The sequence below is a fragment of the Candidatus Leptofilum sp. genome (assembly GCF_965223285.1).
Lineage (GTDB): Bacteria > Chloroflexota > Anaerolineae > Promineifilales > Promineifilaceae > Leptofilum.
This window is the reverse complement of the sequence record NZ_OZ244997.1, coordinates 5,101,269-5,114,434: the sequence shown is the minus strand read 5'-3', so window position 1 is coordinate 5,114,434 and position 13,166 is coordinate 5,101,269. Positions and strand designations below refer to the sequence as shown.

The 13,166-nt window shown below is 53.2% G+C and carries 13 protein-coding genes; 7 read left to right on the top strand and 6 right to left on the bottom strand.

Annotated elements, in window-relative coordinates; translation table 11 throughout:
- Positions 1 to 85: 85 nt before the first annotated feature.
- The 3 genes from ACOQPU_RS23035 to ACOQPU_RS23025 form a co-directional block, all read right to left on the bottom strand.
- Positions 86 to 2,620, bottom strand: a complete 2,535-nt coding sequence (locus ACOQPU_RS23035) for a DUF5666 domain-containing protein (protein WP_420642180.1) — start codon at positions 2,618 to 2,620, stop codon at positions 86 to 88.
- Between the two features lie 14 nt (positions 2,621 to 2,634).
- A complete protein-coding gene (locus ACOQPU_RS23030; RefSeq protein ID WP_420642179.1) occupies positions 2,635 to 3,195 on the bottom strand; it encodes a sigma-70 family RNA polymerase sigma factor in 561 nt (186 codons plus the stop codon).
- A 105-nt stretch (positions 3,196 to 3,300) separates the two neighbouring features.
- Positions 3,301 to 4,710 carry a class I SAM-dependent methyltransferase gene (locus tag ACOQPU_RS23025; protein WP_420642178.1) on the bottom strand — a complete coding sequence of 470 codons (1,410 nt, stop codon included), beginning with the start codon at positions 4,708 to 4,710 and terminating at the stop codon, positions 3,301 to 3,303.
- Between the two features lie 212 nt (positions 4,711 to 4,922).
- Here ACOQPU_RS23025 and ACOQPU_RS23020 point away from each other — a divergent pair, with 212 nt between their 5' ends.
- Together ACOQPU_RS23020 and ACOQPU_RS23015 are read left to right on the top strand one after the other, a co-directional pair.
- The gene (locus ACOQPU_RS23020) at positions 4,923 to 6,224 is read left to right on the top strand and encodes an IS701 family transposase (RefSeq protein WP_420642177.1); all 1,302 of its coding nucleotides are present in this window, start codon (positions 4,923 to 4,925) and stop codon (positions 6,222 to 6,224) included.
- Between the two features lie 78 nt (positions 6,225 to 6,302).
- Positions 6,303 to 6,959: a nitroreductase family protein gene (locus ACOQPU_RS23015; RefSeq protein ID WP_420642176.1), complete on the top strand. Its 657-nt coding sequence runs from the start codon at positions 6,303 to 6,305 to the stop codon at positions 6,957 to 6,959.
- Positions 6,960 to 7,109: 150 nt separating this feature from the next.
- Here the strand turns inward: ACOQPU_RS23015 and ACOQPU_RS23010 are convergent, their stop codons facing one another.
- Entirely contained in the window at positions 7,110 to 7,688 is a 579-nt protein-coding gene (locus tag ACOQPU_RS23010) for a hypothetical protein (RefSeq protein WP_420642175.1), read from the bottom strand.
- A gap of 215 nt (positions 7,689 to 7,903) precedes the next feature.
- Between ACOQPU_RS23010 and aroF the strand changes: the two genes are divergently transcribed.
- From aroF to ACOQPU_RS22985, 5 genes are all read left to right on the top strand, one after another.
- Positions 7,904 to 8,782, top strand: coding sequence for a 3-deoxy-7-phosphoheptulonate synthase (gene aroF, locus ACOQPU_RS23005; protein WP_420642174.1), 879 nt, complete (start codon positions 7,904 to 7,906; stop codon positions 8,780 to 8,782).
- 99 nt (positions 8,783 to 8,881) lie between these two features.
- Positions 8,882 to 9,334, top strand: a complete 453-nt coding sequence (locus tag ACOQPU_RS23000; RefSeq protein ID WP_420642173.1) for a YqaA family protein — start codon at positions 8,882 to 8,884, stop codon at positions 9,332 to 9,334.
- A 209-nt stretch (positions 9,335 to 9,543) separates the two neighbouring features.
- The gene (locus ACOQPU_RS22995; RefSeq protein WP_420642172.1) at positions 9,544 to 10,419 is read left to right on the top strand and encodes a cyclase family protein; all 876 of its coding nucleotides are present in this window, start codon (positions 9,544 to 9,546) and stop codon (positions 10,417 to 10,419) included.
- 147 nt (positions 10,420 to 10,566) lie between these two features.
- On the top strand, positions 10,567 to 11,133 hold the full coding sequence (locus tag ACOQPU_RS22990; protein WP_420642171.1) for a TetR/AcrR family transcriptional regulator: 567 nt from the start codon (positions 10,567 to 10,569) through the stop codon (positions 11,131 to 11,133).
- 70 nt (positions 11,134 to 11,203) lie between these two features.
- The gene (locus ACOQPU_RS22985) at positions 11,204 to 11,728 is read left to right on the top strand and encodes a DUF2867 domain-containing protein (RefSeq protein WP_420642170.1); all 525 of its coding nucleotides are present in this window, start codon (positions 11,204 to 11,206) and stop codon (positions 11,726 to 11,728) included.
- Here the strand turns inward: ACOQPU_RS22985 and ACOQPU_RS22980 are convergent.
- Both ACOQPU_RS22980 and ACOQPU_RS22975 read right to left on the bottom strand, forming a co-directional pair.
- A complete protein-coding gene (locus ACOQPU_RS22980) occupies positions 11,708 to 12,130 on the bottom strand; it encodes an arsenate reductase ArsC (RefSeq protein WP_420642169.1) in 423 nt (140 codons plus the stop codon). The two genes, ACOQPU_RS22985 and ACOQPU_RS22980, sit on opposite strands and share 21 nt — an antisense overlap.
- Entirely contained in the window at positions 12,123 to 13,121 is a 999-nt protein-coding gene (locus tag ACOQPU_RS22975) for a hypothetical protein (protein ID WP_420642168.1), read from the bottom strand. The genes ACOQPU_RS22980 and ACOQPU_RS22975 overlap by 8 nt, the downstream gene beginning before the upstream one ends.
- Between the last annotated feature and the right edge of the window lie 45 nt (positions 13,122 to 13,166).

Below are 13,166 nucleotides of genomic sequence, written 5' to 3'. Positions count from 1 at the left end.
AGACCAAACACCACGCAAACAAAAAAGCCCCAGGAAATAACCCTGGGGGCTTTTTTTAATGCTGCAAATCAGATAGCTGAATCAGCTAATCATCATCGTCATCGTCGTGGTCGCCATCATCACTGCCGCACGGACCCAGCGTATCACCATGCCCCAGATGGCCATTGAGACCAGACTGTGAAATGGTAAGCGTGTTGCCTTTGTGGCAAATGGTGACACGGCCGTTTCCATTCCCGCCATCATCATCGTCGTTGTCGTTCCCGTCACTGCCCGGAGGGGGTAAATCAATAATGACTTGGATAACCACAATGTTGACCACGAAGACCGTATCATCTTCGCCTAAACAAATCGTCACGGCCACGGTGCTGTTGGGTAGCAGATTTCCTTCAACCGATACATCATCGTCCAGCGTAAGCGCGGGCCAGTTGGTCAACACAATTTGTGACCCATTAACGGTGGTAATCTGGGCATGGACGGTGAAGCAACCGGTGGTAGGGGGCAGCAACGGCCGTAGCCACACAATCTCCCAACTACCATCTTCAGCCAGACGCGCCGCTACCTCCACCAGCGTACCTTCCGTGATGCCATCGGCGATTTGCGAATCATCCGTTAGCAGCAACGTTATGCCGCCAACAATCCACGGGTCGGTGCTTTCCACCACGCCCGTGAAGCGCAGTAAGATTTCATCGTCGTCATCGTCCAGCAGCTTGATCTCTTCGGCCAACCAGTTGCCATCGGGCAGAATGATGCCTTCTACCTTGACCAAGTCGCCCAGCGCAACGGCCGTATCAATCTCCGTCCATTCATCAGTGGCCAGGGCAATGTCTGCTACCAGCCACGGATCCACCGTCTCCACCAGCCCGATAAACTCAAACTTGGCAGTCTCTTCATCGTCGTCAGCTTTGATTTCGCGGGCCAGCCAGACGCCATTGGCCGTAATCTGACCTTCCACCTTAACAAGATCGCCCACCTGCGGATTATCTTTGATTTCGGTACGGTCGTTCACCGCCACATCAATCCCCGAAATTTGCCAACTATCCTCGCCAATAGTTTGCACCACGCCAATGAACTCAAACGGTGCGCCATCGTCAGGCAGCCGCTGCAGACGGCTGGCCAGCAAGCTGCCATCTTCCAGAATAACGCCGCTAACACGCACCCAATCGTCCAGCTCGATGGTCGGATCGATGACCGTTTCCTCATCGACTGAAACCACCAAATCGCCAAACTGCCACTGGTCAGTGTTAATTTGAGTGACAACGGCCGTTAGCGTAAACGCATTCTGCGGCACCTCGCGCACCAGCACAATCTGGTCCGCCACCTTGGTACCGTCGTCCAGCAGATGCCCCTGCACCGTCACCCAGTCGCCCACCTGCGGATTGCCGACAATCACCGTTTGATCATTGGTACCAAACGTTTGTCCGCCGATGAGCCATGTTTCGCCAATTTGGGTCACTTCCCCCTCGCCGCTCACCTGGAACTGCGGCTGCGTCGGCGGCAGATCAACCGGAATAGTGGTCAACTGCCCCGCCATAACCGAAACGGTCACGCTAATGCTGGTCACGTCTACGCGGCCTTCCAGCACCGTGTACCGGCTGGTGAGGCCGGGCAGCACCACCACGTCAAAGATGGTGCCGCGGGCAATGCCCGTGCCATTTGGCGATTTCACCTCGTAGCGGGAACCGCCGTCATTACGGAAAGCCACATCGTGGCTGCTGCTGCCTTGCCATTGAGTCATGACCACCGTGCGAAAGCCAACGTCGGGGCGCAGCGCGTTCAGATTGTCAATTGAAACTTCGCTGTCGGGGCCAAGTTTGGCCACGCTGCCGTCGTAAAAGGTGAGGCTGGCACTAGAAAGCGGCCCGGTGCGTACGCGGCTGCCCGCGCCCACGCTGCTCAGATAGCTTACCTGCTGCCAACGGCCGTCCGGCTGTTGCACCGTTACCAGCCCGTTCAGATCGCCGAGTACGGCCGTTTGCGACGTTGTCTCCAGCGAAACCAACAGATTGGGCAGGAAGGTTTCATAAGGCAAATCGGCACCAGCGGCGGCATCCGGCGCGGTATCGTCTGCTTCGGCCACGCCAGTGGTTTCTGGTACCTCGGCGGGGGCTTCTTCAACAATCGGTTCATCGGCGACGGGTTCATCGCCGCCAAACAGCCGATCCAGCAGCGAAACGCTATCCTCGTCAGCGGTCTCATCTGCGCCCTCTGCCGTCTGCGCGGGCCGATCTTCATCCTGGTCAGCAACGGAAGTGGCAGGCTCGGTCTGGCGGTTTAGCAAACTGCCGACCAGAAAAACAACCAGCACGGCAGCAACGGCCGTAATCCCCCAGGCCACGGTTCGATTATTGCGCCACCAGGCCAGCAGCACCGCCAACCAGCCAGTTTGCACCGATTCTGCTTTTGGTTTTGCAGCCGCAGCCTGCGCCGCCCGCACCGCCGCTGCCCGATGATAGAGAACGGCCGTTTCTTCCGGTTCTGGCAGCGTCACGTCTTTAAGTTCCGCAGCCAGCACCAGGGCAGCTGCTTCTTCTTGTGGCAAATCCGCCCCAGCGGTGGTCAACGGCTCTCCCGCTTCCAGACGTGCCAATCGCTCCTGAAATTGTTCCTCGTTTTGGTTCATTGTTTGCATCCTGTTTATAGTTCTACCTGCGCCAATGACGCCCGCATGATTTTGAGGCCCCGATGCTGCATCGCTTTCACGGCAGAGAGGCTGCGTTCCATGATGACGGCCGTTTCCTGCAATGAAAGCCCCATCATAAAACGTAAAATCAACACCTGCCGCTGGTCCGGCACCAGCGTCTCTAATGCTGCCAGGAGCGTCTCGTTATTCATCTGCTGCTCCACCCGCCGCACCGGATTTTGCTCCGGCTGGGCCACCGGCTGCGCTTGCGCCAGCGACTCTAGCGGCCTGCCGTTCTGTACCCGAAAATGGTCCATTGTCAGGTTGTAGGCAATGCGGAATAGCCAGGCCCGGAACGGCACACCTGCCGGCTCAAACGACGGCAGGTGATGCACCATGCGCGTAAACAGCTCGCCGGCCAAATCCTCAGCCTGCTGCTGCTGCCGCACGCGGGCGTAAAAGTAGCGGAACATGGTGGGGTAATGCCTGTCAAACAGCAGTCCCACCGCTTCCGCATTGCCCGCCTGCGCGCGCTGCACGAGCATTAAATCATCTTCCAAAGGTTGTTTGTCCATAGATTTTTTCGTTGTTGATCAACAAATTTCTACAAAGAGTAACGGGAATCCGACCAAAAGGATGCAAATTGGTCTAAATTTGGATTAATTTCTCGAATTTGTGGTTTAAAGCTGCACCTCTGCGCGGGACCATGCCTTGGGGAAGTGGCTTTCAATTTGATTTGATTTGGCATGGAAAACGCCCAAGCCCAGCGGGGTGCCTCGGTAGCAAACCACAACTTGGCCGGTGCTTGTGCAGCTAGCCGTTTGCGCTTGGTTGGGGGTCACTAGTTGGCGTTGCAGGTACGCTTTGGTTTGCTCGGTTGTTAGTTCAACGCGGTTGCGGGTGGCGTGTTGGCCCAGCAGCATCGTGGCGGCAGTGGTCATTTTGGGGTAGCGGCTGCCCGCCCGTATGAAGAACAGCCCCGGTGAATCGAGGCGGGGTTTGATGGGCAGCTGCTGGTTCTGGCTCACCAAATACACCCCCCGCTTGCTCCAGCGCACGATGTCCAGCCCTGCAAACACCGACGCCTCAAACCCAAACCGCTCCGTCACCGTCCCCAACCACGGCTCCATCTCAACCGCGATCTCCAAATACTGTTCACCGTTTACTGAATACTGATTACCAGCTTTTTCAAGCACCGCTACAAAAAATCCACCGGTGTCATTCTGCTGGGGCCAAATGCGGCTGGCGTGGCGCAAATCGGGATGAAGCTGTTCTCCTTGCCACTCTGTAAGGCCAGGCGAGGTGGTTAAACCGGACACACCGGTGGGGCAAAGTTGCAGCGTGTCGCCAGCATCGCGCAGGACGGCATCGACCACCAGCTCATTTTCTTCCGGGGCGAAGGTGCAGGTGGCGTAAAGGATACGCCCGCCGTGTCGGCAAAGCTGCACTGCCTTGCGCAGCAGCGCGGTTTGAATGCGAGCCATCTTCTTGGAAGCACCGACGGATGAACGTTCCAGCACGGCCGTATCTTTCCGACAGGTGCCCTCACAGGAACAGGGCACATCGACCATGATTTTGTCGAACAGCCCCATTTCGGCAGGCAAATTGCCCCCGTCGCGGATCATCGTGGTGACGTTGACGAGGCCAATCCGGTTAAGAGCGTGGCGGGCGGCACGCATACGGCCGTTACTCCGATCATTGGCTATCAACGTCCCCCGGTTTTGCATCATGGCCCCCATCTGCGCGGTTTTATTGCCGGGGGCGGCGCACAAATCCAGCACCCGCTCCCCCGGCTGCGGATCGAGCAGCAGCGCTGGCAGCAGTGCCGCTTCCTCCTGCACCTGGTACAGCCCCGCCAAATATTCCCAGCGTAAGCCAGGCATCACCCCCTCCGGCAGGCGAAATGCACCGGGATACCAGGGTACGGGCGTTAGCTCAACCCCACCCTCAGCCATGAGGCTTTGCAGCTTGTCTGGGGTAATTTTGAGCGGGTTGGCCCAGACGGTGGTGGGTAACGGCCGTTCCACTGCCGCCAAAAACCGATCCCAATCTTCAATAATGTCCCGATACCGTTCAAAATAAGCTGTCATAAAGTTGCCGTGTGTGATTGATGTGCCAAAATAAGTGATAGTCTGGTAATTAGTTTGACAATGTTAAATTAGGCTCGTGAGAGCCAATATCAGTAAAATTTGAAAATGGAAAAGAAAAAACTTCACGGTTAGCCCAGTGGGGGCTAAATGAAGCAGCTATCGATAAATTGGGTGAGCGGCTTGACCAGTATCATGAACGTTATCGTTATTGGATGAAAACCAAGACACGCGATACCAGTGAATATGGCTATCATTACCTGAGTGGCTTGTTACGAATGGAGAGCAACCGGCATATCAGCGGGATTGCCCGTGTAGCGGGAATCCCCGAACAAAATCTGCAACAATTCATCGCCGATTCACCTTGGGCCGGGAACGATTTGATCGCCGTCCTGCAACAAGATATCAGCAGTTTGCCCCACTACCAGCAAGGCAGTGTCCTCATTGCTGATGAAAGTGCAGAGGAGAAGGCCGGTGATGGCAGCACCGGCAGCAGTCGGCAGCACAATGGTCGCCTGGGAAAAGTTGACATGAGTCAGGTGGGTGTGTTTTTGGCCTTGGCCAAAGATGGCTACCGCACCTGGATTGATGGCGAACTGTACTTGCCAGAAAAATGGTTCACCCCGGCCTATGCGCGGCGACGCAACAAGCTAGCCATCCCCGCTGACCGGGAATTTCAGACCAAGATCGAACTGGTACTGGTCATGGTCAAGCGGGTCCTGGCCAATGGCGTCGCCTTTGACGCCTTTGACTGCGACAGCTTGTATGGCCGCAGCCACTGGTTGCGGGCTGAATTAGACCAGCTGTCCATCCAATACTTTGCCGATATTCCCTGCAACTTGTCGCTTTATCTGGAGAAACCTCAGGTCATCCGGGAACCAAAGCGCAAGCATGTCCAAATTACTGTGTTAGGCAGTCAGACCACACCTGAACAACTGGCATCGGCGTTCTCATTCACCGCCATCACCCTTCGTCCACATGAACGGGGCCATCTCACTGCCCAATTTGCCCGGCAACGGGTGTGGACCGTCAGTGAAGAGGGAAGTTGCCGCCAGGAATGGCTGCTGATCCGCCGCGCCAACGGTAAAGTTACTTATTCACTGAGCAATGCCCCGGCTGATATTCCTCTGGAGACAATGGCCCGGCACAAGTCGCATCGCTACTTCATCGAACGGGCCCATCAGGACGCCAAATCGGAGTTGGGGTGGGATGAATTTCAGGCCCAGAAGTACCCTGCCTGGGTTCACCATCTCGCCTTGACCATCATGGCCAGTGCCTTCATCACCGAAACCTTGCTCGAGTGGACGGAGGCATATCCTCGTGACCCGGCTTTGTTGGCTGCCTACGAAACGGATACTTTGCCCAATTTATCGATTGTTAACGTTCGTACCTTGCTACGAGCCGCGTTGCCGTTGCCGCAGTTGTCGTCACGCCAGGCGGCTGAATTGGTTGTCAAACACTTGGATAATCGTACTCGCTCACGAAAGTCACGGCTTAGAAAGGCTCGTGGCCCGTGAATCTAACATTGTCAAATTAGGTAATTGAGCAATTACGTAATTACCCAATTACTCAATTACATTCTTCAGGAGACCCATATGGACCTCGCTACCGTCGATAAATTATTAACCACCACCCGCTCTGTACGCAAACGGCTGGATTTGGAGCGGGCCGTGCCGCCGGAAATCATCGAGGAATGTCTGGAGATTGCCATCCAGGCCCCTACCGGTGGCAATTCGCAAGGCTGGCATTTCATGGTCGTTACCGATGCGGAGAAAAAGGCGCAAATTGGGGAGCTGTACAAACAATCGTTTTTCATTTACGCTCGCTCCAGTCAGGAGCAGATGGAAAGCCGAGGCAGCCGAGATCATGACCCAGAACAACAGGGGCGCGTCGTGAAATCGGCCGTTCATCTGGCGCAAAACATGCACAAAGTGCCAGTGATGGTCATCCCCTGCATTGAAGGGCGCGTGGAAGATGCGGGACCGATGGCCCAGGCCGGGCTGTATGGCTCCATTTTGCCCGCCGCCTGGTCGTTCATGTTTGCCCTGCGCGCCCGTGGCTTGGGGGCAGCCTGGACCACCCTGCATTTGCGCTACGAAAACGAAATTGCGGAAATTTTAGGGATTCCCAGCCACGTTACCCAGGCAGCGTTATTGCCAGTGGCTTATTACACAGGCGAAGGTTTTAAGCCAGCCAAGCGCGTGCCAGCGGTTAAAGTAACGTCTTGGGAAGGTTGGGGAAACAGGCGGTAATAATTTTGGGGCTTCAGGGCTTGGTGGGGCTCGCTGATTTTGCACCGAATTTACGCGAATTAACGCGAAAGTTAGCGTTCATTCGCATAAATTCGATGCTGACCCCAGGAAATCCCAAAGAGCCATCATTGTTTAAGCATATGGTTCATTTTACTCCAGCGAATCAATGAAGCGGCTTATGCCACCTTCATCCCAGTTGCTAGCCGGTCCCATAATCATCAACATCGCTGGACTGCCACTTTTAGCCTCAAACACGCCCAGAATCTGCCGGAAGCTGGTTCCATTTTCATCCGAACCTTCGTAAGTTCCCAGGGTAACCTCTTGACCGTTGATTGTGACCTCTTCGCTGCCTACAAACTCCAAATTCACATTTTGATTGCCCGTTTGGTTGGCAAAGGCGTCGCGCATCTGCTGCTGCATCTGCTCCTCATCCCCCGCCAGCGAGGCGGGGAACTCAGCCAGCATGATCATCGATTGTTCGCTGGGGCCAGTGATGAACGCCATGCGAAAGCCCAGAAAGTTCATGGCCCCTTGTTCGTCGTAGCCTGCGGGCAAATCATAATCAACGATGTCGTTGGCGACTTCGGCGGCGGCAGCGGGATCATCCACACTCTCGGCGAAATTTTCGAACACGCGCGGTAAAAACAGCGCGGCTACGATGGCAATAATACAGCACACGCCCAAAATACCGGCGATAATGCCTACCACAATTTTTGTATTGCGACTCATAAAAATCCTCCAAATTGAACCATATGGAAACGGTCGTACTCAACCATTATGTAAACATTTTCTACAAATCTCACGTTATCAAACGGTATTAAAGACCGTTTTGCCTCGTTTTGTCAACCAAGATTTGGAACTGGTTAAACAGTCGTTATAAAAATTGACCCTAGCTACAAAAGTTTAGTATAATTCGTTCAAAATATTTTGAAAGTTACGTAAGCTTGCTTAAAAGCACCACACAATTAAGGAATCTTGTGAACACCTTGCACCATACTCAACATACTCAAACAGTTTCAGCGGTTGAAACGGCCGTTGCTACCCAACCTGTACCCATTACGTCTGATTTTGCTGTAGGTCGCAGCAATGTTGTATTGATGGCTGGCCCCTGCTCTGTGGAAAGCTACGCCCAAACGCGGGCAGCGGCCGAAGCGGTGGCCCGCGTAGGCGGACGCGTGCTGCGCGGCGGGGCCTTTAAGCCCCGCACCTCCCCCAACAGCTTCCAGGGCTTAGGCCACGAAGGGCTAAAAATTTTGCGCGATGTGGCCGACGAGTTTGGCCTGCTGGTTATTACCGAAGCATTGGCAGTAGAACACGTGCCGCTGGTCGCTCGTTACGCCGACATCATTCAGCTAGGCAGCCGCAACATGCAGCATTATCCACTCTTATGGGCTGTGGGCGAATTAGACAAGCCCGTGCTGCTCAAGCGCGGTTTTATGTCAACAATTGACGAATGGCTCAAGGCCGCCGAGCATATCAGCAGCCGGGGCAATCAAAACATCATCCTGTGCGAGCGGGGGATTCGTACCTTTGAAACCGCCACGCGCAACACGCTAGACACCAACGGCATTGCCCTGGTGAAGCAGATGAGCCCCTACCCCGTCATTGCTGACCCCAGCCATGCCACCGGTCGCGCTGACCTGGTACTGTCGGCAGCCCGAGCGGCCCTGGCCGCTGGCGCAGATGGCCTGCTGGTAGAAGTGCATCCCGACCCGGCCAATGCCTGGTCCGATGGCCAACAATCCCTGCCGCTTGGCACGTTGCCCCAATTTGTGGCGGAAATGCAGAAGATTACGGCCGTTTTCAACCGCGACTTCACTTAATTTTTCGCCACAGAGGACACAGAGAAAGAAGAGAAAATTCTCTAAAATCTCTGCACCTCTGTGGCCAACATCTTCTGCCCCACAACGACTTAAGGATTCATGACTGAATTTTTCTTCAGCCTGGGCTACTTCGGGCTGTTCCTGATCAGCTTTTTGTCTGCCTCTCTGCTGCCGCTCGCTTCTGAATTTTTTGTGCTGGGCATGGCCCCACTTGGCTACAATGTTTGGTGGATTGTGGTTGTGGCCACTCTGGGCAGCTATAGTGGCTCTGTGCTCAACTACTTTGTGGGCAAAAAAGGCACCGATTTTGTGCTGGGTCGGTACATAAAAATTGATCCCAAGACGTGGGCCAGAGCCGAAAAATTTTATAACCGGTGGGGGCCAGTAGCCCTTTTCTTTTCCTGGGTTCCTTTTATTGGCGATCCGTTAACGGCCGTTGCGGGCGCACTCCACATGCACTTTGGTACTTTCAGCTTTTGGGTGATCTTTGGCAAAACGTTGCGTTACCGCGTATTGCTCGGCATTGCCTCTCGCTTCATTGACATTTTCTAATGAATTACCCCGCTGCAAGCAGGCGGGGTATCAAAACCAAAAGGATTCCTTTCGCCACAAGTGGCGGGGTATTCAACCCCTTTAGGGTAAATAAACCAACCCAGCAAAACTTCGTTACAAATTTACTTCACACCTGTACTATAATCCCTACATCATTAAGTGAAGACCCAAATGATGCTTAATCGCTATGCGCAAAAAGGAGACGTCTCGTGAAATTTATCGATCTCACCATCCCTCTCGGCATTGGCACCCCGCCCTGGCCAACGTATGAACCGCTGCAAGTTAAATATTTCAAACGCCTAGCGCCCAACGGGGCCAATGGGCAAGTTGTCACCCACAGCAATCACGTGGGGACCCATCTAGACGGCGAGATACATTTTTACACCCCCGGCAAAGATATTGCCCAGCTCAACTTCGATTTTCTGGCAGGCGACGCCGCCATTGTCGATTTAAGCGACATCTGTGGCGACTATGATGTGTACACGCCAGCGATGATTGAGGAGCGCGTAGAAGTGCGCGAGGGCGACATTCTCATTATCCATACTGGCTACCACCACTTTGGCTGGGACCAGCCGTACGGGAATGAGGTGCGCTACATGGTGATGCACCCCGGCCCGGACGCCCGCTTTGCCCAATGGTGCATCGACAAAAAGATCAAGTGGATTGGTGTCGATTGCGGCAGTGCAGATCATCCCATGAACACCAAAATTCGGGATTGGATGCCCGCCCAAGCAGAAGACGCCGATGCTCACTTCCAGCAAAAATATGGCAAACCATTGGCGGAATATTTCACCAAAGATATGTACCAGATGATGCACCTGTGGATGTTCGACAAGGGCATTATCCATGCTGAATGCGTGGGCGGCGATATTGATCTGCTAGTAAACAGACGAGTGCAGGTTGGCTGCTTCCCCTGGCGTTTTGTGGACGGCGAGGCCAGCATTGCCCGCATTGTGGCCATGGTGGAGGATGACGAATATGAGCAGCTCATGGCCCGCAAAGCCCAAATGCCCAAAACCAAGTTCGGCGACTGCTATGATCCGGTTCACGTGGAACGGCTCGGCGGTCGCGGGTCAGTGTACTAATTTTTTTTGCTACAGAGTTTACAGAGGAAAAAGAGAAATTCTCTAAAACCTCTGTGAGCTCTGTGGCCATTTTTCACCTTGACACTATACCATACGGTATGGTATGCTTTTCGCCATCAACCATACCAAAGGGTATGGTTTACTCTTATGCGGAAAACAAAGCGTGATTGGTTTATAAACAGCGTCCAAATTTTGCTGGCAGATGGGCCGCAAGGATTAACAATTGATGCATTATGTAAACACCTTGGTGTGACCAAAGGCTCTTTTTACCATCACTTTGGCAGCTATGAAAGGTACAAGCAGCAATTTCTGGCGTTTTACGAAGCAGAAGGCACACTCAACATTATTGAGCGTTTGGCGGATTTGCCTTCGCCACAAGCAAAATTGCAGCGGTTGCTAAACAGTGCCGTCGAATTTTCCACCCGCCAAGCTGAAGACCCTGATGTGGCTATGCGCGCCTGGGCTTTGCAGGATACGGCCGTTCGCCATATACAAACGCGCGTAGACGGCCGTCGCCGAGAGTATGTGCAGCAGCTTTGTGAAGAAATCATTGGAGATGCCGCCCAAGCCCAAACCATTGCTAATTTGCTCTATGCCATACTGGTGGGCAGCGAACAGATGCAGCCCCCCCTTGTGGGCGAAGACCTGCGGCACCTGTTTAACGAATGCTTACGTCTATATGATATTGAGCTAATCAAAGATTTCGCAGATTAAGCGAATGGAATTTGTTCAATCTGCGGAATCTGTTGATGAAGTTTTACGTTGCTCAGACAGGAGCTTAAAGATGAAAAATGAGGCACTTTTTGCGGCCGTTCCCAATCTGCCTGAATTGGCGAAAACAGCCGATCATATTGACATAAAAACGATTTCCGGCGAGGTCTCGCTGCGGCAGTTTATTGCCAACATGCTTTCTTACAATCCAGGCTGGGTCAAATTTTTGTACCGCGTGCGCTGGTTTTTTGTACGGCTGCTAGGGATGAAGCAGCAGGGTGTGCCGCAAGAGATGGCTTTACGACCAGAGGATGTTTCTTTTGTGCCGGGGATATCTGCCGCCTTCTTCCAGGTGCAAATGGCGGCTGAAAACGAATATTGGTTTGCCGCCGCCTCTGAATCTCACCTGACGGCACATTTAGGCGTGATTATGGAGCCGGGCACAACTCAAAATCGCTTCCATGTGCTGACGCTGGTGCATTACCATCGCTGGACGGGGCCAGTTTACTTTAATGTGATACGGCCGTTCCACCACATTGTCGTTGGGCAAATGATAAAGGCAGCAGTGAAACGGCCGTTACGCCTGCAGGAAGCTTAAAACCTGATCCGCAATTTCGTCACGGATGTGCCGGAAAACGGCCGTTACTTCCGCATCTGTCCCCGTTGTTTCGGCCGGGTCGTAAAAACCGATGTGTGTTTTTTGACCTGCACCATCCAGCCAAACGGGGCATGTCTCCTGGGCTGAATCACACACCGTAATTACGTGATCAAAATATTGACCCTTGAACAAATCGGTTGATTTGGATTCGTTTTGGCTTAAATCGATACCCAGCTCACCCATCACGGCAATCGCTTTGGGATGCACATAGCCGCTCGGTGCTGTTCCGGCAGAGTAAGCCACAAATTGCTCACCAAGCCGAGCATTAATTAGCCCTTCAGCCATTTGGCTACGGCATGAATTGCCGGTGCACAACACCAAAACAGACTTTTTCTCACTCATTTTTGACCTCCTGCCAATGTTCTTCAATCAAGGTTTGTAATTCGATTTGAGCATCGGTTACGGCCGTTTCCATCACACGACATTGTTGCTCTACTGAATCCATCTTCTTCCTGAGGTAATCATACAAACTCTCAAGATGCTTTTTCCAACTCCGTATTCTTTGTACCCTTTGCGGTTCGTTGTTCTCAAAGCTACTTTTAAAATGAGGCATTACTTCAGCCAATTCAGGAACTGCAAGATTTGGAGGCGGCATCATTTGTACGCCGATATCCTCTAATTCAAGTTGAAATAAATTCAGCATTGGCTGAACTTCATTCGCGGACAGAACGATTGCGCCCATTCCAGTGTACGTGTGGTGAATTTCATCTCTAACCGGGAGCATCTGAAGGCCGCGTGGGTTGCGCATGATAGGCGTTTTGGCAGTTGCAATCCTTTGGAAAAGGGCAGCAACCGCTTTTCCTGCCTTCTTACCAACAGATAATGCCTCAGTCGCCTCACGCAAGAATGATTGGCCTTCGCTTATTTGCTGGTTGAGCTGAGTGATTTTTTCGGCAGGCAAACGGCCGTTCGCCACCAAAAACGCCTGCTGCTCAGCCAGAACGGCGGTTAATTCCTCATCACACGTTGCCAAATCCACCAGCACCGCCTCAAATTCTTGCAAACTGTTCTGGATGCTCTGGATTTTGATTTCGCTGGCCTCATGCGCCATTTTGAGTGCGGCTAATTTTGCAGCTTCTTCGCTCAGCTCTTCTTCATGGTTGCCGATTAGCTTTTGCCAAACGGCCGTCCAGGTCAACCCTTCCAACTCCTCCACCCGCTCCTTAGCCTCGTCTAGCTCGACTGTAAGGTTGGTTATGTTACTCTTTTCCACTTCCAAAGATTCATCAAGCGAGGCCATGAGTGAGAGAATCCGATCACGCTCACGCACTGCTTTTTTGGCTTCAAGCAAACGGCCGTTTATTTCTTCAAACTGTTCACGGATTTGGTTCATCTTTTTCACCCCCAATTTCACAAAATTACACTCTGATCAATACGC